At 73.1% G+C, this 20472-nt stretch carries 23 protein-coding genes; 9 read left to right on the top strand and 14 right to left on the bottom strand.

The features are described 5' to 3' along the window. On the top strand, positions 1 to 453 hold the full coding sequence (locus tag ACZ7OU_RS27530) for a mycothiol transferase (protein WP_470257318.1): 453 nt from the start codon (positions 1 to 3) through the stop codon (positions 451 to 453). Here the strand turns inward: ACZ7OU_RS27530 and ACZ7OU_RS27535 are convergent. Genes ACZ7OU_RS27535 through ACZ7OU_RS27545 form a run of 3 tightly spaced genes read right to left on the bottom strand, consistent with a single transcriptional unit; the run spans position 450 to position 3719 of the window. Then, complete coding sequence (locus ACZ7OU_RS27535) at positions 450 to 1040, bottom strand: hypothetical protein (RefSeq protein ID WP_470257319.1); 591 nt, start codon at positions 1038 to 1040, stop codon at positions 450 to 452. The genes ACZ7OU_RS27530 and ACZ7OU_RS27535 overlap by 4 nt on opposite strands. 25 nt (positions 1041 to 1065) lie before the next feature. Next, the gene (locus tag ACZ7OU_RS27540) at positions 1066 to 2439 is read right to left on the bottom strand and encodes an MDR family MFS transporter (protein ID WP_470257320.1); all 1374 of its coding nucleotides are present in this window, start codon (positions 2437 to 2439) and stop codon (positions 1066 to 1068) included. 11 nt (positions 2440 to 2450) lie between these two features. Then, positions 2451 to 3719, bottom strand: a complete 1269-nt coding sequence (locus tag ACZ7OU_RS27545; RefSeq protein ID WP_470257321.1) for an alpha/beta fold hydrolase — start codon at positions 3717 to 3719, stop codon at positions 2451 to 2453. Between the two features lie 107 nt (positions 3720 to 3826). Here ACZ7OU_RS27545 and ACZ7OU_RS27550 point away from each other — a divergent pair, with 107 nt between their 5' ends. After that, the gene (locus tag ACZ7OU_RS27550; protein ID WP_470257322.1) at positions 3827 to 4420 is read left to right on the top strand and encodes a TetR/AcrR family transcriptional regulator; all 594 of its coding nucleotides are present in this window, start codon (positions 3827 to 3829) and stop codon (positions 4418 to 4420) included. Positions 4421 to 4658: 238 nt separating this feature from the next. Continuing rightward, positions 4659 to 5597 (top strand): anti-sigma factor RsbA family regulatory protein, encoded by a 939-nt coding sequence (locus ACZ7OU_RS27555; RefSeq protein ID WP_470257323.1) that lies wholly within the window; start codon positions 4659 to 4661, stop codon positions 5595 to 5597. A gap of 2 nt (positions 5598 to 5599) precedes the next feature. Here the strand turns inward: ACZ7OU_RS27555 and ACZ7OU_RS27560 are convergent, their stop codons facing one another. The 3 genes from ACZ7OU_RS27560 to ACZ7OU_RS27570 form a co-directional block, all read right to left on the bottom strand. Further along, entirely contained in the window at positions 5600 to 6292 is a 693-nt protein-coding gene (locus tag ACZ7OU_RS27560; protein ID WP_470257324.1) for a signal peptidase II, read from the bottom strand. Positions 6293 to 6451: 159 nt separating this feature from the next. Beyond that, positions 6452 to 7399, bottom strand: a complete 948-nt coding sequence (locus ACZ7OU_RS27565) for a GNAT family N-acetyltransferase (RefSeq protein WP_470257325.1) — start codon at positions 7397 to 7399, stop codon at positions 6452 to 6454. 56 nt (positions 7400 to 7455) lie between these two features. Further along, positions 7456 to 7923, bottom strand: coding sequence for a glycogen operon protein GlgX (locus ACZ7OU_RS27570; protein WP_470237189.1), 468 nt, complete (start codon positions 7921 to 7923; stop codon positions 7456 to 7458). Between the two features lie 88 nt (positions 7924 to 8011). Between ACZ7OU_RS27570 and ACZ7OU_RS27575 the strand changes: the two genes are divergently transcribed. Both ACZ7OU_RS27575 and ACZ7OU_RS27580 read left to right on the top strand, forming a co-directional pair. After that, on the top strand, positions 8012 to 8731 hold the full coding sequence (locus ACZ7OU_RS27575; RefSeq protein ID WP_470257326.1) for a TetR family transcriptional regulator: 720 nt from the start codon (positions 8012 to 8014) through the stop codon (positions 8729 to 8731). 52 nt (positions 8732 to 8783) lie between these two features. Beyond that, complete coding sequence (locus ACZ7OU_RS27580; protein ID WP_470257327.1) at positions 8784 to 9671, top strand: hypothetical protein; 888 nt, start codon at positions 8784 to 8786, stop codon at positions 9669 to 9671. Here ACZ7OU_RS27580 and ACZ7OU_RS27585 read toward each other — a convergent pair. Both ACZ7OU_RS27585 and ACZ7OU_RS27590 read right to left on the bottom strand, forming a co-directional pair. Then, positions 9664 to 11295, bottom strand: coding sequence for a CotH kinase family protein (locus tag ACZ7OU_RS27585; protein WP_470257328.1), 1632 nt, complete (start codon positions 11293 to 11295; stop codon positions 9664 to 9666). The two genes, ACZ7OU_RS27580 and ACZ7OU_RS27585, sit on opposite strands and share 8 nt — an antisense overlap. Before the next feature lie 86 nt (positions 11296 to 11381). Continuing rightward, the gene (locus ACZ7OU_RS27590; RefSeq protein ID WP_470257329.1) at positions 11382 to 12056 is read right to left on the bottom strand and encodes a TetR/AcrR family transcriptional regulator; all 675 of its coding nucleotides are present in this window, start codon (positions 12054 to 12056) and stop codon (positions 11382 to 11384) included. A 69-nt stretch (positions 12057 to 12125) separates the two neighbouring features. Between ACZ7OU_RS27590 and ACZ7OU_RS27595 the strand changes: the two genes are divergently transcribed. Beyond that, positions 12126 to 13232 (top strand): FAD-dependent oxidoreductase, encoded by a 1107-nt coding sequence (locus ACZ7OU_RS27595; RefSeq protein WP_470257330.1) that lies wholly within the window; start codon positions 12126 to 12128, stop codon positions 13230 to 13232. Between the two features lie 97 nt (positions 13233 to 13329). Here ACZ7OU_RS27595 and ACZ7OU_RS27600 read toward each other — a convergent pair whose 3' ends face one another. The 4 genes from ACZ7OU_RS27600 to ACZ7OU_RS27615 are packed head-to-tail and all read right to left on the bottom strand — an operon-like array spanning position 13330 to position 16858. Beyond that, a complete protein-coding gene (locus ACZ7OU_RS27600; protein ID WP_470257331.1) occupies positions 13330 to 14250 on the bottom strand; it encodes a VOC family protein in 921 nt (306 codons plus the stop codon). A 16-nt stretch (positions 14251 to 14266) separates the two neighbouring features. Beyond that, positions 14267 to 15460, bottom strand: coding sequence for an acyl-CoA dehydrogenase family protein (locus ACZ7OU_RS27605; RefSeq protein ID WP_470257332.1), 1194 nt, complete (start codon positions 15458 to 15460; stop codon positions 14267 to 14269). 25 nt (positions 15461 to 15485) lie between these two features. Then, positions 15486 to 16019 carry a flavin reductase family protein gene (locus ACZ7OU_RS27610; protein WP_470237181.1) on the bottom strand — a complete coding sequence of 178 codons (534 nt, stop codon included), beginning with the start codon at positions 16017 to 16019 and terminating at the stop codon, positions 15486 to 15488. Further along, the gene (locus ACZ7OU_RS27615) at positions 16016 to 16858 is read right to left on the bottom strand and encodes a fumarylacetoacetate hydrolase family protein (protein WP_470257333.1); all 843 of its coding nucleotides are present in this window, start codon (positions 16856 to 16858) and stop codon (positions 16016 to 16018) included. Before ACZ7OU_RS27615 ends, ACZ7OU_RS27610 begins: the two co-directional genes overlap by 4 nt. A gap of 109 nt (positions 16859 to 16967) precedes the next feature. On the opposite strand from ACZ7OU_RS27615, the gene ACZ7OU_RS27620 reads away from it, so the two are divergent. Beyond that, positions 16968 to 17657 (top strand): GntR family transcriptional regulator, encoded by a 690-nt coding sequence (locus ACZ7OU_RS27620; RefSeq protein WP_470237179.1) that lies wholly within the window; start codon positions 16968 to 16970, stop codon positions 17655 to 17657. Then, positions 17654 to 18694: an amidohydrolase family protein gene (locus ACZ7OU_RS27625; RefSeq protein WP_470257334.1), complete on the top strand. Its 1041-nt coding sequence runs from the start codon at positions 17654 to 17656 to the stop codon at positions 18692 to 18694. The genes ACZ7OU_RS27620 and ACZ7OU_RS27625 overlap by 4 nt, the downstream gene beginning before the upstream one ends. 204 nt (positions 18695 to 18898) lie before the next feature. Here the strand turns inward: ACZ7OU_RS27625 and ACZ7OU_RS27630 are convergent, their stop codons facing one another. Next, positions 18899 to 19465 carry a hypothetical protein gene (locus tag ACZ7OU_RS27630; RefSeq protein ID WP_470257335.1) on the bottom strand — a complete coding sequence of 189 codons (567 nt, stop codon included), beginning with the start codon at positions 19463 to 19465 and terminating at the stop codon, positions 18899 to 18901. A 10-nt stretch (positions 19466 to 19475) separates the two neighbouring features. Continuing rightward, a complete protein-coding gene (locus ACZ7OU_RS27635; RefSeq protein ID WP_470257336.1) occupies positions 19476 to 19901 on the bottom strand; it encodes a DUF6069 family protein in 426 nt (141 codons plus the stop codon). A gap of 62 nt (positions 19902 to 19963) precedes the next feature. Here ACZ7OU_RS27635 and ACZ7OU_RS27640 point away from each other — a divergent pair, with 62 nt between their 5' ends. Continuing rightward, positions 19964 to 20467, top strand: a complete 504-nt coding sequence (locus tag ACZ7OU_RS27640) for a MarR family winged helix-turn-helix transcriptional regulator (RefSeq protein ID WP_470237175.1) — start codon at positions 19964 to 19966, stop codon at positions 20465 to 20467. Positions 20468 to 20472 lie beyond the last annotated feature (5 nt).

Consider the following 20472-nt stretch of genomic DNA (forward strand, 5'->3'; position numbering starts at 1 on the left):
GTGATCAGCGACGAGGACTACCTGTGGTTCGCCGGCCGGGCCCTGGACGGGATGGCGGCGATCCTGGCGGAGCTGGGCGACGAGCGGGCCAACCGGCGTCCGCCCCTGCCCGGGGCGAACACGCCCTACGCGATCGTCACGCACTGCCTCGGCGTGCTCGAGTTCTGGGCCGGCTCGCTGGTCGCCGGCCGCGCGGTGGAGCGTGACCGGGAGGCGGAGTTCACCGCGTCCGGCCCGGTGAAGGCGTTGCTCGAGCGGGTCGCCGCCGCCAAGGAGCGGCTGCGCGCCGACCTCGCGGTGGCCGAGCCGGCCGCGCCGTTGCGCGGTCCCGCGCCCGTGAAGTACGCGGGCACCCCGGCGGGGCGCACGCAAGGTGGTGCGCTGCAGCACGTTTACGAAGAGCTGGCGCAGCACCACGGCCACCTCGAGCTGACCCGCGACGTCCTGGGCTAGAGCCGGCCGGTGATGACCTTCGCCAGGAGGGTGTAGACCTCGTCGCGGTGCTTGCGCACCTGGAGGTACATGATCCGGTTCTGGTCCTGGCTCCGCTTGCCGGTCACCACCAGTTGCCGGTCGTCGCCCACGTCGCAGAAGAACGCGCCGTCGCCGATCCCGGGCACCGCCGTCACCGGGCCGGCGCAGTCCTTCTCGAAGCTCTCGATCGCCTCGGCCGGGCGGAGGGCCCCGCCCGAGGCGATGATCCACAGGTCGAGCAACCACGGCGACACGTACTTGCCCTCGTAGCGGCACTGGAACTGCGTGCCGGGGGCGAAGGCCGGGTCCGGCGGCTCCTCGGTCGTGATGATGTCCTCACTCGTCTCGAGGATCCGCTGCAGCTCGCGCGTGCCCAGGAACGGGCAGGCCGCCGTGACCTTCGGGGGCGAGGCCGCCGGCGTGAACGGCACGGCCGGTTCGGTGGTGGGCACCGCCGTCGCCGGCCGGCCGGCCGACGACGGCGCGGACGGCAGCGGCGCCGGGATCGAGCAAGCGGTGCAGGCAAGTGCGATGAAGACCGCGAAGGCGGCCCCGGATCTCCCCATTTCGCCAATCTAGCGCGGAAACGGTTCACGGAGGGCCGGAGCGAAGCGGGACCTCGTCGATGCGCCACGCCGCGACAGCCGCCACCGCGGCGGCGAGCGCCGCGACGGTGAAGACGTGGGACATCCCGGTCACCAGCGGGCCGGTGGCCAGCAGCGCGCCGAACGCCGACGTGCCGACCGCGCCGCCGATCGTGCGGAACATGGTCGTGTTCGCCGTCGCCACGCCGATCTCCTCGACCGGCACCGTGTTCTGGGCGATCAGGGTCATCAGCTGCGTGCTCAGGCCGAGCCCGGTGCCGACGAGCACGAGCGCGCCGCTGGTGAGCCAGACCGGGGTGGTGGCGTGGCCGGTGGCGAGCACCGCGCACCCCGCCGCCATCGCCGTCGCGCCGATGATCGGGAAGAGCCGGTACCGGCCGGTCCGGCTGCTCACCCGCCCGGCCACCTGGGACGCGACGACGACGGCCAGCGTCATCGGCAGCAGCAGCGTTCCCGAGCCGGACGCCGACGCGCCCTGCACGGTCTGCTGGAACAGCGGGACGAACGTGATCGTGCCGAAGCTGACCACGCCCACGACGAAGATCACCACGGTCGTCAGCCGGATCTCGCGCCGGGCGAACAAGCTCAGCGGCAGCACCGGTTCGCGGCTCCGCCGTTCCACCGCGACGAACGCCCCGAACGCCCCGATGGTGATCGGCAGCAGGACCACCAGCGGGCCCGTGCCGGTGGTGAGCAGGAGCAGGCCGGTCACGGCGGTCGTGAGCAGCAATGCGCCCGCGACGTCCAGGTGCACCCGCCGCCGCGGTGCCGGCGGTACGAGGAGGACGACCGCGGTGGCCGCGAACACCGCCACGCCGAGCGGGAGGTTGAGGTAGAAGGTCCAGCGCCAGCCCAGCAAGCTCGTCACCAGGCCGCCGAAGAGCGGGCCGCCGATCTGCCCGGCGGCCATGACGCTCGCCGTCAGGCCTTGGTAGCGGCCGCGTTCGCGGGGCGGGACGAGGACGCCGATCAGGGACAGCGCGCCGACGGCCAGCCCGCCGCCGCCCAGGCCCTGGACCGCGCGGAACGCGATCAGCTGCGTCATGTCCTGGGCGAACCCGCACGCCACCGAGGCGACGGTGAAGAGCGCGATCGCGCTGAGGTGCACGCGTTTGCGGCCGTAGAGATCTCCGAGCTTGCCCCAGATCGGGGTGGAGGCGGCCGTCGTCAGGGTGTAGGCGGTGACGATCCACGAAAGCCGGTCGAGGCCGCCGAGCTGCCCGACGATCGTGGGCATCGCGGTGCCGACGACGGTGGTGTCGAGCATCGCGAGCAACATGCCGAGCAGCAGGACGGCGAACGCCGCGCGCAGCCGCGCCGGGCTCATCGGCACCGAAGCCAGTGGCGGGGAGACGACCATGACGGATCCCCTCAGACGCCGAGGATCAGTTCGGCGACGCGGTCCGGCTGTTCGAGCTGCGGTTGGTGCCCGGCTTCGCGCACGACCGTGAACTCGGCGCCTTCGTCGTTCTCGCCGGCGAAAGCGGCCGCGTAGGCGCGTCCGTAGGACAGGTCGGCGATCCCGTCGCTCTCGCCCCAGACGACCCGCACCGGCAACCGCACCGATTCGAGCCGCGTCCGCAGGGCCGGGTCGTGCATGTAGGGGTCGCCGGCGTAGCCGTTCAGGGCGGCGGCGTTGCCCCGCATCGCGGCGAGGCGCTCGGGCGGGAGCAGCGCCGGGTCCAGCCGGAAGCGGTCGGGGGAGTGGAAGACGAAGTCGGCGAGCTTGTCCGGCGGGATCGTCGAGAGGTCGGTGACGGGGTGCCCGTCCACGGTGATCCCGACGGCGTCCAGCAGCACGAGCCGGTCGACGCGGGACGTCTCCCCGGCGTCACGGGCGGCTTGTTCGTCGACGCCCATCCGCGCCGCGATCCACCCGCCGACCGAGTTGCCCGCTACGAGGACGTCGGTCAGCCCGAGTTCGCCGAGCAGCCGACGGAAGGTGCGGGCCAGTCCGGCGACGTCGCTGACGCCGCCGGCGGCCGGCGTGCCGTCGAAGCCGGGGATGACGGGGGTGAGCACCCGGGTGCCGCGCGCCGCGAGGACGGCGGCCAGGCCGGCCACCGACGCGGGGCCCGCGCCGCCGTGCAGCAGCAGGACCGGCCGCCCGGCGCCGCGCTCCTCGACCCGGACGACCACGTCGTCGTCGAGCCGGACGTCGGTGGTCACCGGCGTTTCGCTCGCGTAGGTCGTCGCCGGTTCCGTGTGGTAGCGGGCCATGATCTCGGTGATTTCGTCGCCCTGCGCGGGCCGGCCGGCTGCTTCGGCGAACGCGCGCAGGTCGCGGAAGTACTGGACGTACAGGTCCGGGGTGAACGTGTTGAGGATGACCGCGGGCTCGTCGCCCGGGTTCGCGAAGGTGTGCGGCGCGCCCGGCGGCACCATGACGAGGCTTCCGGCGGGGGCGTCGTGGGTCTCTTCGCCCACGGTGAAGCGGACCGTGCCGCGCACGACGTAGAAGCCTTCGTCGTGCTGGGCGTGCCGATGCTGCGGCGGGCCGGGCGTGTGCGGGGCGACGACGATCTCACCGAGGCCCAGCCGGTGGCCGGTGGTGCTGCCGTCCTCCAGGATCCGCAGCCGGATCGGGCCCGTCAGCGTGATCTCGCCGTCTTCGGGCCCGACGATCGCGATGCGTGTCATTGCGCTCCTCATGAGAGTGAACTATCACGAAGAAGGTAAACCCTCATCTGGCTTTCGTGCAAGTGGACTCTTATGATGAGAGCCGGCTCAGCGGAAAGGCGGCGACGATGGACGGCGGACGGGTCAACCAGAAGCGGCGGACGCGCAACGCGATCCTGGCCGCCGCGACCCAGCTCGTCCGGGACGGCCGCACGGTGACGATGCCCGAGGTCGCCAAGGCGGCCGAGGTGTCCGAGGCGACCGCCTACCGCTACTTCCCGGACCTGGCGAGCCTGCTGCGGGAAGCCGTCGCGGGGACGCTGTTCGACCCGGCCGAGGCGCTCGCGCCGCTCGCGGACCGCGCGGATCCCGTCGCCCGCGTCGCCGCCGCGACGGACCACCTGCTGCGCCACGTCCTGAGCCACGAAAACACGGTCCGCGCCATGATCGCGGCGACGATCACCCGCCCCGCCGACACGGCCGCCCGGCCCGGCCTGCGCTTCGGCCTCATCGAGGCGGCGCTCGCCCCGCCGGCCGAGCTGGGCGGGCTCGCCGGGCCGGCGTTGGCTCAGCTGAAGCGCGACCTCGCGGTCGTCATGAGCGCCGAGGCGCTGTTCGGGCTCACCGATCTCCACGGACTGCCCGCCGCGGAGGCGGTGGAGAGCATCGTCCGGACGGCGAGCACGCTCACGCGGGCCGCCGTCGGCGCCGGCCGAACCTGAGCAGCCCTCGGCTGCTGGCCCGGCTGAGGGCGCTCGGCCGCCGTGACCTGGAGGGCGCGGAGAGCCTCCCGGTCGGCGCGGCGGCCCTCGACCTGCGGCGGCACGAGGTCGTGCTGCCGCGCGGGGAGCGGAGCACTCGGCCCGCCGGGGAGGCGGCGTACTCTCGGAGCGTGCAGATGCCGACACAGTGGGACAGGCGGGTTTCGCCGGCCTGCCCCCTGACCGGCGAGCGCGGGTCATGACCGCCGACCCGACGACCGTCCGGGGCCACGACCACGCCGCCGCCCGCTACGGCTCCGACGCCGAGCTGCTCGCCGTCGCCGTCCCGTTCCTCGAAGCCGGCCTGGCCGCGGGCGAGCCGACCCTGGTGTCCCTGGGACCGGAGCGGACCGAGCTGGTGCGCGGGGCGCTTTCCCCGTCGGCGGCGGTGCGGTACCTGACGATCGGCGACGTCTACGCGCGTCCCGCCGCCGCGATCAGGTCCTACCGCGAGCTGCTGGCCGGGTACGTCGCCGAGGGCGCCGCCGGGATCCGCGTGCTCGGCGAGCTCCCGCGCGTCGCGATCGACACGTCGTGGGACTGGTGGGCCCGCTACGAAGCCGCGGTCAACCACGCCTACGACGAGTTCCCGCTGCGCAGCATCTGCGCCTACGACACGCGGACCACGCCGCCGCACGTGCTCGACGACGTCGCCCGCACGCACCCGTTCGTCGCCACGGCCGGCGATCGCCGCCACGGCAACGCCGGTTTCGTCGACCCGCTGGCCTTCCTGGCCGATCCGCGGCCGATGACGCCGCACCCGATCCAGCACACCGCCCCGCTCGTGGAGCTCACCGACCCGCTGCCGTCGGCGGCCCGGCGGGCGGTGCTGGACGTCGCCAAGACCGACCTGCCCGCCGCCGAGATCGACGACCTCGTCCTGGCGGTCAGCGAGATCGTCGACAACGCCGTCCGCCACGGCCGCCCGCCGGTCACGATGCGGGTCTGGGCGGACGCCGAGCACGTGGTCGTGACCGTGCACGACACCGGCGAGGGTCCCGGCGACCCGTTCGCCGGCCTGCTCCCGGCCGACCGTCACATCGGCGGCCGCGGCCTGTGGATCGCGCACCAGATCTGCAGCCAGGTGACGCTGCACCGCGACGACACCGGGTTCACCGCCCGGCTCACCGCCGGCTGAGCTCACCGGATCGTGGACGTCCGGTGCGGACGCGGCGGGTGCGTCGCCCCGCCGTAGGTGGTGGCCCCGAGCGTCACGGCGGCGACGAGCACCGCGGCGCCGGTGGCCGTCACGATGCGCGCCGGGGTGCGCAGCCGGGACCGGGCGCGGGGAATGTCGGCGGTGGTGTGGGAAAGCCTTGCGGTGGCCCACCGATGGCCCTGGGCGAGCGCGAACACCAGGGTCGCCCCGATGATGAAGAAGTCCGCGACGTTGAAGCTGTACTTGCCGAGCGGGACGAAGTCGATGGCGCCGCGGACGCTGCCCGGCGCGGTGAGGTGGTGCAGGCCGAGGCGGTCGAGCAGGTTGCTGGTCCAGCCGCCGATCGCGAGCGCGGCCGGCGCCCGCAGCAGCACCGGGTGCCGGCGGCGCAGGAGGAGCAGCACGGCGGCGGTCAGCAGCGCGCTGCCGGCGAGGTCGAGCACCGCCCCCGTCACCGGGCCGGCGTACCAGGCGCCGACGACCGGCCCGACCAGCGGGTTGCCGCCGAAGTTGATGCGCGCCCGGGGTACTTCGCGCCAGGCCCACGCCTTGGTCACCTGGTCCGCGACGACGACCAGGACCAGGGCGAACGCCGTCCACGGCGGCCGGGAGACCTTCGCGCCGAGACCGACCGCTTCGAGCCGGGGCGTTCCGGCGGTGCTGTCATGCGTCATCGCTTCCTCACAGCCCGGGCCTGGCGACCACGGGCCGTGGCCCGGATGGGCGGCGACGGGGCTGCGTGGAATCGCGGGGTTGGGGAATACCCCACCGGCGGCGCCGTCAAACTCCGGGAGCGGAGGAAGCAGTGTCCATTGTGGACTTGGGGAGGCCGCTCAGCCGGCGGTCTTGATCAGTGGCACGTCCCGGGAGAGCTCCCGGAAGCCGACCCCGAAGTACAGCCCGCGGGCCTTGGGGTGGCCGGGCGCGCCGAGGCAGGCGACCGTCGCGTGCCGCGCGCCCGCCGCTCGCGCCCGGTGCATGCCGTGCAGCATCATCGCCCGGCCCAGCCCGAGCCGCCGGTAGCCGGGGTGCGTCCCGACCGGCTCGAACTCGACGGTCTCGTTCACCTCGTCGAGCCACAGGATCGCCGAAGCCGCCATCGTCCCGTCCGGGGCCTCCACCAGCACGTGCAGATCGCCGCGGTACGCCGGTGTCCGCCGGACCCCCGCGTAGCCCTCGATCGTGTACGACGTCGAAACCCACGCGTCGACGTGGGCCTGGACCACGGCCGTCGGCCCGGCTTCGTCCGCGGTGCGGAACCGGAATCCCGGCGGCAGCACGGGTTCTTCCAGGTCCGCGAGGTCCCGTTCGTTGAGCTGCGACCAGGACCCGGTGTCGCCGAGGGCGGCCGGGTCGGTCCGGTAGCCGTGCGCCGCCCAGCGTGTCAGCCCGAACTCGTCGGCCGCGCCCGGCAGCACGGTGCGCTCGATCTCGCCCGCCGTGGCGTCGAACCAGGTGATCACGTCATCCACCAGCTCGGCGTGCTCGGGGTGGACCTGGTACGCCAGGTACGCGCCGGCGACGTCCTTGACCGTGCCGTCGGTGCGCCGCACCCGGCGCGGCAGCTGCGCCCAGCCCCAGGCCACCAGCTCGCCGCCGGAGTGCCACAGCCGGCGCGGCCAGCTCGCGCCCTCGGCGGCGTGGCCCCGGCCCCAGTTCCAGGCCAGCTCGCCGTAGGACGCGTCGCTGTTCACCAGATCCGGGCGGGTGGCGGTGATCCGCTGCGCCAGGCCCTGCATGAGCTCGACGTCCGACGCGGTCAGCAGTTCGACGGTGGCCATGGTCGGCCACTGTGTCAGGGCCCGTCGAAGCCGTCGAACCGTTTTCCGCCGGGCCGCTACCGGCGCTCGGGGATGCCCGCGAGGACCGCGGTCAGGCTCGGCAGCCACCGCTGCCGCGGGTCCGGCGCCGCGAGCCACTCCGTCGCGACGTCCACGCGCCGGGCGCCGACCGGCAGGGGCAGCAGCGTGCCCCACGCGAGCACCTCGACGGTCCGGGGCAGCGCCGAGCGTGGGGGGATCAGTCCGTCGGTCTCGGCGAGGAGGGCCACGCGGGGGCCGTGCTGGGTGGGGAGGTGCAGGGCCGGACCCTGGCAGCCCGTCGCCGCCAGCCGGGTCAGGACCGGGCCGGCGCTGAGCTTGGGCAGCGTCACCGCGCAGATCCCGTTCTCCAGCGCCAGGAACGGGTGGACGCCACGCCATTTCACCGGCCAGCCGAACAGGCGGCCGTAGTAGGCGTCGACGCGGTCGCCCGCCGGGTCGCCGGGCGGGACGGTGCTCGTCGGCACCTGCTGGTCGAGCGACATCGTCGACGCCTTTCCGCGGGGTGAGTGGGTGACCGCCAGCCTAACGGCACTCAGTGCCGCTAGCAAGGGAGACTGCTACCGTCCGGCCATGACGGATTCGCCGCGCCGCGCGCCGGCCACCCGGGTCGGGGCGACTCCCGCAGGCCGGCGGCAGCTGCGCCGCGCCCTCGCCTCCGCGGCCGTGGACCTGTTCGCGGCCGACGGTTACGAGGCCACCACGGTGGACGACATCGCGGCCGCCGCGGGCGTCGGGCGCCGCACGTTCTTCCGGTACTTCGACGCCAAGGACGACGTCCTCTTCGCCAACCACGACGAGATCGTCGCGGAGATGGAAGAGGCCTTCGCCGCCGCCGACCCGGCGCGCGACCCGGTCGAGGTCGCGTGCGCCGCGGTCGGCCTGGTGCTCGACTCCTACGCCGCCGACCTCGACGTGTCGCTCAAGCGGTTCGCCCTGACCCGCACGGTTCCTTCGTTGCGGGACAAGGAGGTCGCGACCGTCGACCGCTACCAGCGCGTGCTCGCGCGCTACCTGCAGGCGCGCTACGAGGAGCGGGGCGACGAGGCCGCGAGCCTGCGCGCGGCCGTCGCCGCGGCGGCGATCGCGGCCGCCAACAACCACGTCCTGCGGCGCTGGCTGCGCACCGGCGGCACCGGCGACATCAAGGCCACCGCGGCCGAGGCGTTCGCGCTGGTCGTCGACGCGTTCCGGGCCCCGGGCGGCGAGCCGGCCACGGTGGTCGCGGTGCTGACCACGGCGACGCCGCTGCACGAGGTCGTCGCCCGCGTCGGCGAGGTCCTGCGCGGCTGATCAGCCCTGGCACTGAGTGCCACACCGTCCGCACGCGGTCTACACTCGACCGGTGGCGAAGCGGACGAACGTCAAGCCGACGCCGTTCCCCGAGCGGAACGGCGAGGTCCCGTTCAACGCCTCGGGCGTGGTGCGGACGGGTTCCCGGCAGTTCACCTTCGTCGACAACAAAGACCCCGGTGCCTTGTTCGACATGACGTTCGACGCCGACGGGGAGACCGTGGACCGGATCCACCGGCGCCGGCTGGCCGGAGCGGACGGGCTGGGTGACCCCGAAGGCCTCACCCGGGCCGACCTCGACGGCGAGATCTACCTCATCGTCTCTTCCTCGCTGTCGGTCGCGAAGAACGGCCGGCGCGTCAACGACGGCCTGGTGCGCGTCCGGTACCGCCCGGACGGCGACCTGCCCGCCGAACCGATGCCGGGGTTCCGCGACTGGCTGCTCGCGCACGTGCCCACCCTCGCCGCCGCCGGTCGCGTGGAGCCGGACGCGGGTGGCCTGAACGTCGAGGGCCTCGCCTGGGACGCCCGCGCGGGCGCGCTGCTGTTCGGCCTGCGGGGACCGGCCGTCCCCGGCCGCGTCACGCTGGTGCGGGTCCCGTTCGAGGCCGGTGGTAAGTGGACGACCGCGTCGCTCGGAGCGCCCGCCCTGCTGACCGCCGAGCTGCCCGGATCGCCTGCGGCACAAGGCATCCGCGACGTCTCCTGCGACGAGCGGACCGGCGGTCTCCTGCTCCTGCTCGGCCGGTCGGCCAGCGACGGCGACGCACCGTTCCGGCTCGGCACGTGGCAGCGCGGCGGCGACCCCGTCGAACTGCTCGACGTCACCTTCCACCGCAGTGCGAAGCCGGAAGGCGTCACGACGTTCTCCCTCGGCGGCGAACGGAAGATCCTCATCGTCGACGACAACGGCGGCTACGCGGTCCTCCGGCTCAGGTGAAGTACAGCTTCGACCCCATCGAGTCCTGGTGGACCCGCGGCCGTCCCCCCGCCGTGGGATCGGAGCCGAAAACCGCGCTCGCCCCGGTCCGGACGCTCGACAGCGTGAAATAGCCGCTGAAGGTGAATTCGTCGTCCCGGGGGTCGACCGGGGTGACCGTGAACTCCTCGGCGTGGTCCGCATCGTCGGCCGCGCGCGTGCTGAGCAGTTTCGCCGTGCTCGCGTGCAGGAACCGCCCGGAGGCCTTGCCGGTGAGCGACTGCCCGGTACCCAGCGCGTCGAAGCACCACAGATCCGCGTCGTCGACGGCGGCCGGGCGGGGCCGGTGGACGACTTCGAAGCTCCCCGGACTCCCCGGAACGGCTTCCGCGCCGTCGTCGTGCAGGCACTCGTTGGTGACGTCCTCGCGGACGTAAGCCCCGTCGGCACCGGGCAGGCCGCCGCGGAGGTGGCCGGCGGACGTGGCGAGCCGGAGCTGCTTGCGGACCGTGGTGACCTGCGCGGGCACGTCGGGCACGCCGAGCCCCGTCAGCAGTGTCGCCGTCCGCTCGAGCAGGGGCTTGAGCACCGTCTCCTGCGTCTGGTAGCCGAACACGCTCTCGCGGTACTCGCGGATCCGGTCGACCAGCTGTGCCTGGCGGTCCGGGTCGTCGCGCACCAGCTGGGCGAGCAGCCCGGCGGTGTCGAGCCGGAAGTGCCGGGCGGGCTGCAGGGTCTGGTCGAGGCCCCACGGGATGAGCTTGAACCGGACGTCGCCGACGCCGGGCGTGGCGACGGCGTCGACGTCGTTGTAGGCGTAGGTGTTGTTGGTGTTGCGGGAGTAGCCGTCCCAGTGCTTGAGGAAGAACTCCATCGCGTAGAGGTCGACGAACTGGTCGAGGTCGAACACCTCGCTCGCGCCCGCGAGTCCGTGCGCGGCGATGTGGTCGATGGCGAGCCGCAGGTCGGCCTTGTCCTCGAACTTCGACAGCGATTCCACGCCGATGAGGTCGAACCTCTTGTCGACGAAGTCGTCCTGGTGCTCGAGCTCGTAGAGGTTCCCCTTCGTGTTTCCGAAATTGCGTTCGAGGTAGGGCGCCATGATCGGTTCGACGTTCACGAAAACACCGGGGCCGGTGACGCCGCCGGCGTCTTGGCCGATCGGGGTGCCGTTCACGAGCACCCGGGCGAAGTTGCCGCGGGAATGGGGGAGCCCGGCGAGCTCGAAGAGCCGGTAGCCGAGCAGCTGCCGGACGAAGGAGGAGTCCTGGACCGAGTTGTTGAGCGTCAGGTAGCGCGACCCGATCAGCTGCCGGACCGGCGCCTTGTTGGCGTCGAGGAACTTCCCGAAGTCGAGGTGCAGGCACGGTTTGGCACTGTCGATCGAACCGCAGAAGGACTTCTTCTTGATCCCCACGTCGGGAAAGGAGGTCTTGGCGGGGAACTTGCTCCCGGATATCTCGACCGACGTCGCTTTCCGCCACGTGTAACGGCTGCCGCCGGTCCAGTCGAAGTTGCACACGCCGCCGGCCGGCTGTTCGGTGCGCACCGCGTCCCAGTCGGCCGGTGGCATCACGACATCGATCGTGAGCACATTGTCGATCTCGTAGAGGGAATCGAGTGCTCGCTGCTCCTGATCGCCCATCCGGTCAGTGTACGGCGGAATATCCCAGATTCTGCGACGGAAATTCAGCGATTAATTACGCGCCGGATCCCGTTTTCGTGGAGAGGTCACCCCGTTCGCAGGTGGACGGCCGTGATGCCGGCGAGGACGAGGTCCACGCCGGCGAGGAACTGCTCGCGGTCGTCGTGCCCGCGCAGTTCGGCCGCGACGGCCCGGGTGAACGGGTACTCCTCCGGGTCCAGCGCCTCCCAGGCGTCCGAGACCGCGTCGAGGAACTCGGTGCGGTTCGTGGGGGCGACGACGCTCCGTGCGTTCGTCGCGTTCTGGCCCGCCGCGCCGAGGATGTAGCTGACCAGCGCCGACGTCGTCGTCAGCCGGTGGCCTTCGGGGACGCCCAGCGCCTGGACCTGGCGGCCGACGGTCTCGAAGATCCGCGGGGTCACCGACCCGCGGGAGAGCTGCAAGGCCAGCTGGGTGGCCAGCCAGGGGTGGTGCTCGATCGCGTCGAACAGCCCGAGCGCGACCGCGCGGATCTTCTCCGCCGGCGAGCCGGCGGGGCCGGCCGACAGCGCGGTGGCCAGCACGCCGTCGGTGGCGGCGTCGAGCAGCTCGCCCTTGTTCGCCACGTGCCAGTAGATCGCCCCCGCCCCGGTGGCGAGGCGTTCGGTCAGCGTCCGGAACGTCAGCCCGGCCTCGCCGCTCGCGTCGAGCAGCTCGACCGCCGTCTCGACGATCCGGTCCCGGGAGAGTGCTTCGGTGCGGCGACGGGTGCGGGGTGCCATGCCTCATCTTGACATGTCTGGAACGGTGTTCCAATATGGAATGACATTCCATACCTCGAAGGAGACATCATGAACGTCACGATCATCGGCGCCGGGCTCGGCGGTCTCGTCCTCGCCCGCGTCCTGCACGTCCACGGCATCCCGGTCACGGTTTACGAGGCCGAAGCGTCGCCGGCGGCCCGCAAGCAGGGCGGACTGCTTGACATCCACGTCCGCACCGGCCAGGCCGCCCTCGAAGCGGCCGGCCTGACGGACGAGTTCCGCGGGCTCGTCCTGGAGGGGCACCAGGCCACCCGGATCCTCGACCGCGACGGCACGGTCCGCTACGACGAGCCCGACGACGGCACCGGCGGCCGTCCCGAAGTGCCCCGCGGGGAGCTGCGGCAGCTCCTGCTCGACTCGCTCCCGGACGGCACCGTCCACTGGGGACACAAGGTCACCGGCGTCCGCGCGGTGGGCGAGGGCCGCCACGAGGTGACCTTCGCCGGTGGCACCACGGTCGCCACGACCCTGCTGGTCGGCGCGGACGGCGCGTGGTCGAAGGTCCGGCCGCTGCTCTCCGACGCCACGCCCGAGTACATCGGCCGCTCGTACGTCGAGACCTTCCTGTACGACGGCGACACCCGGCACCCGGCCGCCGCGAAGGCGGTCGGCGGCGGGGCCATGCTCGCGCTCGCCCCGGGCAAGGGGATCCAGGCCCACCGCGAGAAGGGCGGCACCCTGCACACCTACGTCGCGCTGACCGAGCCGGTGGACTGGTTCGGCGACTTCACCGACGCGGCCGCCGCGACCGAGCGGACCGCGCGGGAGTTCGAGGGCTGGGCCCCCGAGCTCACCGCGTTGATCACCGACGGCGACACCCCGCCGGTCCTGCGCCCGCTGCACACCCTGCCGGTCGAGCACCGGTGGGACCGGGTGCCGGGCGTGACGCTCGTCGGGGACGCCGCCCACCTCGCGGCCCCGAACGGCGAAGGCGCGAACCTGGCCATGCTCGACGGCGCCGAGCTCGGCCGGGCCCTCGCCACGCACGACGACGTCGAGGCCGCCCTCGCCGGGTTCGAGCGGGCCATGTTCACCCGCAGCGCCGAGGCGGCCGCCGACGGGAACGAGCTCCACGAGCTCCTCTTCGGCGAGGACACACCCCGCGGCCTGCTCGCCATGTTCCGGGGTGAATGAACGCGCTCACCGCGGCGGGCGGGCGGCCGCGCGACCGGCTCCGCGGGCTCGCCGAAGGTCGGCGACGTCGCCGGGCGCGTCCGGGAGTCCCGCTCGCTCAGGCGCCGTCGTGGGCGTCGGTCATGAGGTCCGCCAGGTCCTCCGGCGCCAGGAACGACGGCGGGGGCGGCGGGCCCCACGCGTACAGGCTCTTCTCACCGGCGACGACGCGGGGTTCCCAGAGCTGGTCCTCGAGGATGCAGTCGATGTCGGAGTAGTACTCGGAGAAGTTGCCGGCCGGGTCGCGCAGGTACCAGAAGAAGTTCGAGCCGATGTGGTGCCGGCCCAGGCCCCAGGTGTGGCGCTCCGGGTGGCCCTCGAGCATCGCGGTGGCGCCGCGGCCGACCTCGTCGACGTCGTCGACCTCCCAGGACGTGTGGTGCAGGAAGCTGACCGGTGCCTGCTGCACCAGCACGTTGTGGTGGTCGGTCGAGCAGCGCATGAACGCGGCCAGGCCCGGCGCTTCGTCGCTGACCTTGAACCCGAGGCCCTCGGTGAAGAACCGCTGGGTCGCGGCCTGGTCGGTCGAGCCGAACACGACGTGCCCGAGCTTGCGCGGGCGCACCGCGGACTCGCGCTCGATGCCGGGCGCGCGGGTGTTCGCCCGCCGCACCGCGCCGGGCTGGTTGTAGACCGCGGGTTCCGGGGGTTCCTGGCGGAGGCGCGGGGCCACCGACACGACGACGTCCAGCCCGGTGGCCGGGTCCTTGGTGTGCAGCGCGTCGCCGTCGATGCGGCTCTCGACGTCGAGGCGGGCCAGGGACGCGGTGATGCGGCCGAGGTCGTCCGGGTCGTCGGCGCCGATGCCGAGGGTGAGCAGCCGGCGCTGCGGGGTCCGCCGGAGCTCGAGCTGCTCGCCGCCGTCGGCGGTGGCGAACCCCGACGCGGTCGGCGTGAGGCCGAACTCCGTGTAGTACTTGGCGGTCTCGTCGACGTCCGGGACGCCGATGGCGATCTTGGTGAGGCGGTGCAGGCTCATGACAGGTCCCTCCGGGTCAGATGAGCGGGGTGATCTGGTCTTCGCGTCCGAGCAGCGCCTTGCCGTAGAGCTCGTAGTTGACCGCGGGCAGCACGATCGCGTGCCGGGCGGCCACCGCGGAGTCGCGCCAGATCCGCTGCAGGGGGTTGACGTCGGCGAAGCTGCCCGCGCCGTGCGCCGAGAGCAGGATGTCGATCGCGCGGGTGATGTTCTCGACGGCCCAGCCGGTGTCGGCGCGGGTCCGGGCCCGGGTTTCGACGCCGGGGTACGGGCCCGCCGACGCCGCGTCGATGTCGTCGGCCGCGCGGTAGGCGTGCAGGTGGGCGGTGTCGATCCGCATCGCCGCTTCGGCGAGCTGGAGCTGGAAGGCGACGGAGTCCGCCTGCGTCGCGTAGGTCGTGTACGAGATCGGCTTGCGGGCGGCCTTCTCCTTGACCAGCTCCAGCGCCCGGCGACCGAGGCCCAGCTGCGGCCCGGCCAGCACCAGCGTCAGCACCGGGACGAGCGCGGCGCGGAAGACGTCTTCCGCGGGCTCGCCGTTCGCGTACTGCCCGCCGATGGCCGGGGGCACGGACATCACCCGGTGCTCGGGCACGAAGACGTCGTCGGCGATCAGGCAGTTGGAGCCGGACGAGCGCATCCCGGCGACGAACCAGGTGTCCTCGAAGCCGAGGTCGGTGCGGGGGAGCAGCGCCATGCCCTGGTCGACGACCTCGCCGCGCTCGTCGGTCAGCGGGAGGCCCAGGCCCGCCCAGTCGGCGTGCCACGAACCGGAGTTGTAGTACCAGCGCCCGGTCACACGCCAGCCACCGTCCACTTTGGTCGTCTCGGCGGTCGGGGCGAGCACGCCGGACACCTTCGCGTCGGGGTTCGCGCCCCAGACGTCGTCCTGGGCCTGGACGCTGAAGAGCCCGGCGAGCCAGGCGCAGACGTTGCTCAGCGCGACGACCCAGGCGGTGCCGCCGTCGGCTTCGGCGACCGCGGACGAGACGTCGAGCATCGCGCGGACGGGGAGTCCGTACCCGCCGTAGCGGCGCGGCTGGGCGATCTTGAACGCGCCGGCGTCGGTCAGCGCGGTGATGCTCTCCTCGACGACCCGCCGGTCGGCCTCGCCCCGGGCGGCGTTCTTTTCCAGCAGGGGCCGGATTTCGGCGATGCGGGTGAGGAGCTGCTCGAGGGTGGGCGCGGGCTGTTCGGTCGCGAGGGTCATGACGGCGGTGTCCTTTCCGGGCGGGTCAGCGGGCGCAGGCGGCGATCTGGTCGGTGATGAGCGGACGCGGCCGCTCGGCGAAGCGGGAGTGGGTGCCGAACGTGCGGTGGGCGTACACGAGCGGCGGCAGATCCGCGCGGCCCAGGCCGGTGACCAGGCCGAACAGCAGAAGGTGGTCGCCGGCCTCGACGACGCGGTCCAGCTCGCACGCCACCCAGCCGGCGGCGTCGCGCAGCCGGGGCAGGCGGGCGTCGGCGAACCACGCCGTGTCGCCGCCGAACCGGTCGGCGCCGCGGGTGGCGAACCGGACGGCGAGGTCGTCCTGGCCCTGGCCGAGCAGGTTCACCCCGAACCGGCCCGCGCCGAGGACCTCGGCCAGCAGCGCCGATCGCCGGTCGAAGGCGACGCTCACCAGCGGCGGGTCGAGCGAGAGCGAGGTGAACGAGCTGACCGTCGCGCCGTGCGGGCGGCCGGCGGCGTCGCTGGTGGTGACGACCGTGACCGGCGCGCAGACCGCGGCCATCACCGCGCGGAACCGGGGTCCGTCCACAGTGGTCACGACGGGTCCGTGAACCGGTGGCGCATCGTGCCGATGCCCTCGATCGTGGTGACGAGCTCGTCGCCGGCGGCCAGGAACCGCTGCGGGTTCCGGGCCATGCCGACGCCGGCCGGGGTGCCCGTGAAGATCACGTCGCCGGGCCGCAGCGGCAGGATCGCCGAGAGCCGCGCGACGATTTCCGGCACCGAGAAGATGAGGTCGCTGGTACGGCCCTTCTGCACGGACTCGCCGTTGACCGTGCAGCTCAGCTCCAGGTTGTCGCGCTCGGCGAGCTCGCCCGGCGTGACCAGCCACGGCCCGGTGGGCCCGAAACCCGGCGCGGACTTGCCCAGGCTGAACTGCGGGGCCGGCCCGGCCAGCTGCACCGTCCGGTCGGAGAGGTCCTGGCCGACCGTCAGCCCGGCGACGTGGTCCCAGCCGCGTTCGGGGGCGACGTTGCGGGCTTCCCGGCCGATGACGGCGACCAGCTCGACCTCCCAGTCCACTGTGGACCCCGTGAGCGCGATCTCGCCGGACGGCCCGGTCAGGCAGCTCGGGAACTTCGTGAACACGGCGGGGGAGTCCGGCAGGCCGAGCCCGGACTCGGCGGCGTGGTCGCGGTAGTTCAGCCCGATCCCGAAGACCTGGCCCGGGGTGGGGGAGGGCGCCCGGAGGTCGGTCTCGGCGAACCGGTCCGGAGTCGTCGCCGGGAGGTCGGCCGCCCAGGCGGTGAACTCGTCCCAGCGGGCGTACACCGCGTGGGGGTCGGCGGAGAAGCGCTGCCCGCTGGCGCGCTCGACGTCGATGGCACCGTCTCCGGTCAGGAGGACGAGCCGGCCGGCGAGGTTGGCGATCCGCATCGAAAGGCCTTTCGGTCGAAGTACCGGTGGCCACTCATACTCTGCCCGCGATATACGACTGTCAAGACAAGAATCGATTCTTGCGAACAGAGTGTGTTATCGTCTCGGCATGGCGAAGAGAGCGGGTGGCGAGAGCCTGGCCGTGTCGGTGTACCACCGGCTGCGCCTGGCGATCCTCAACGGAGAGCTGGCTCCGGGCGAGCGCGTCAAGCCGGCCGAGCTGAGCGCGGAGTTCGAGGTCAGCCTCAGTGTCGTGCGCGAGGCATTGGGACTGCTGGCGGCCAAGGACCTCGTGCGGGTGGACCGCAACCGCGGGTTCCGGGTCACGCCGCTGTCGATGCAGGCGCTGACGGACCTCACCGAGGCGCGCGCGATCAACGAGGGTTCGGCGCTGCGGCTGTCGGTCCTGCGCGGCGGCGTCACGTGGGAGTCGGAGGTGCTGGCCGCGCACCACCGGCTCGCCGGGCAGACGATGATCCTGCCCGGGCCCCCGATGCGGCGGAACGAAGAGTGGGCCCGCGCGCACCTGGAGTTCCACCACACGCTGATCAAGGCGTGCGGCAACGCCGTGCTGCTCGACATCTGCACCCGGCTCTCCGACGCGGCCGAGCTCTACCGCGCCTGGTCGGGCCCCGGCGGCGAGGAGCGGCACCGCGACGTCGCGGGCGAGCACCAGGGCCTGGTGGACGCCGCGCTGGCACACGACGCCGACCTGGCCGTCGCCCGGTTCGAGGCGCACGTCAACCGCACCAAGGAGATCGTGATGGAGACCAGCTTCAGCGCCGAGCCCGCGTCATGACCACGACGGCCCTGACCGGCGTCCGCGTCTTCGACGGAACCGGCCTGACCGAACCCGTCACGGTCGTCGTCGACGGCCCGCTGATCGGCGGCTCCGGCGCCACCGACGAGGTCGACTGCGCGGGCGCCACCCTGCTGCCGGGACTCTTCGACGCCCACGTCCACCTGCTCACCCCGGACGACCTCAGTGCCCTCGCCGCGCACGGCGTCACCACCGCGCTGGACATGGCGTGCTGGCCCCGCGAGCGCGTCGACTCCTTCCGCGGTCAGGTACCCGACGTCCACAGCGCCGGCCTGCCCGCCATCGGTCCCGGCGGGAACCACGCGAAGATGCCCGGGATGCCGTCGGAAGCGATCCTCACCGCGCCCGGCCAGGCCGCGGAGTTCGTCGCGCGGCGCGTGGCCGAAGGGTCCGACTACGTCAAGGTCGTCATCGAAGGGGACCTGCTCGACCAGGCCACGATCGACGCCGTCGTCGCCGAGGGCCAGGCGCACGGCAAGCTCACGGTCGCGCACGCGTCGTCGGTCGACGCCTACCGGCGCGCCGTGCGGGCCGGGGCGGACGTGATCACCCACGTCCCGCGCGACGGCGTCCTCGATGCCGGAACCGCGTCGGAAATGGCCGCGCGGGGCCAGATCGCGGTGCCCACCCTGACGATGATGGACGCGCTCACCACCAAGCTCGGCGCGGACGGCTACGCGTTCAGCCGGGACTCGGTCACTGCGCTGCACGCGGCCGGCGTGCCGATCCTCGCGGGCACCGACGCGTTCTCCGCACCGATGCTGCCCTTCCCGGTCGTCCACGGCGCGAGCCTGCACCGGGAACTCGCGCTGCTGGTCGAGGCGGGACTGTCCGAAGTGGACGCGTTGCGGGCGGCGACCGACCTGCCCGCCCGGTACTTCGGCTTCCCCGACCGCGGCGCCGTGCGCGAAGGCCTGCGGGCGGACCTGCTGCTCGTCGACGGCGACCCGACCCGGGACATCACGGCGACCACCGCGATCCGCCGCGTCTGGGCCGCCGGGGAAGTGGTCGCGTGAGCGGGCTGGTCGCCGCCGCACGCCGAGGCGATCGCGCTCGGGCGGTTCACCCACGGCGGGGCAGTGCTGCCGCTGGTGGCCGAACGCCGCCGGCCGCGGTCGACACCCCGCTGGCGAGCATCGACGCCACCTGGCGGGAGCTCACCACTCGCAACTGCGGCCGGCCGGCTCAGAGCAGGTCGCGGCCGGCGCGGAAGAACGCCGTCACCTCGCCGGCGAGGTCGCGCAACGGGCGGGCCGCCCCGAACGGCGCGTTCCAGAACTCGCCTCCCGCGCCTCGAACGGGCCGACGTACGCGTAGGGCTCGCCCAGGTAGCCGTCGCCGGGGGAGACGCCGTAGTTGACCTCGTCGAGGACGATCGCGACGTCGAAGTGCTCGGGCCACAGCACCGGCGTGACGCCGGGGGCGAACTCGCGCAGCGCCCGGTCCCCGTCGGCGTAGGCCGCGAGCAACGACTTCAGCGCGTCCGCGGCGAAGGTGATCGTCTCGTCGGGACGGACCCCGGGGCCGCCGGAGTAGACGCCCGCCGGCTCGCCCGCGTCGAGCCCGGCTTCCGCCGCGACGTCGTCGTAGGTCCGCCCGGCCAAAGTCACGCGGGCGGAGTCCGTCACGAGGTCCGCACCGTCGACGCGCACCGCGGGCCCGGCGACGGTCGCGAAACCGCCGTCGACGATCTGGAGTTCGATGCGCTCGGTCGCGCGGTGCTGCGGGCCCGCCAAGAGCAGCTCCGCGACGCCGTGCAGTGATCGTCTGGTCGGTTCCCAGTCCATCCCGGAGACGTTACCGGGCGACCTGCCCCGACGTCGTCGCCGCCGCGGCCGGCTCGCGCAGGGTCGGGCGCAGCGCGAGGACGACCGCCGTCGTCACCACCAGGTGCATGAGCATCAGCCCGACGACGTTCGCGGCGGTGGCCCCGGCGTTCAGGATCAGCAGGTCTGGCACCCAGGTCAGGACGAGGACCGCGGGGACGACGACGCGCAGCGCCTTCGGGGCCCGGCGGGCGATCAGGATCCAGCCGGCGGTGCCGAGGAGCAGTCCGAGCACGGTCGCCGGCAGGTAGGAGGCGGCGTTGAGGCCCATGCCGATCCCGCCGTCGTCGAGCGAGGACGCCGTCAGCGCGATGGCGGTGTTGACGGCGGCGGCCGCCACGACGGCGACCCCCAGGCGAAGGGCCGTGGCGGGCGTCCGGGTGGCGGTGGTGGTCATCGCTCCTCCTTGGGTTGCGTGTTAAACCCAAAGATAGGTTGGGTTGCGTGTTAAAGTCAAGCGTGGACGAAACCGGACCGGAGGAGCCGTTCGACCGGCTCGGCAAGGAAGAGCGGCGGGTGTGGATCAACCTGGCCAAGGTGCTGCTGACCCTGCCGGGAGCGCTGGAAAGCCAGCTGCTGCGCGACGCCGACCTCACGCTGCTGGGCTACATGATCCTGGCGCGCCTGTCCGTCGTGCCGGGGGAATGCCTGCGGATGAGCGAGATCGCGGAGATGGCCAACGGGTCGCTGCCGCGGATTTCGCACGCGGTGGCCCGGCTGGAGGATCGCGGGTGGGTGACGCGGGAGGTGTGCACCGGCCAGGGCCGCCGGTTCACGATCGCGACCCTGACCGACGCCGGCCGCGAGCACCTGGCGGCCGCGTCGCCCGCGCACGTGGCGAACGTGCGGCGCCTGGTGGTCGACCCGCTGGGCGACGACTTCGCGCGGCTCGGGGACGCCGTCGAGCGGATCGTCGAGAACCTCGGGCTGCCCACCGAGGTCCTCAAGCGGCCGAAAGCCTGACCGGC

Source organism: Amycolatopsis sp. NPDC114505 (assembly GCF_055633615.1).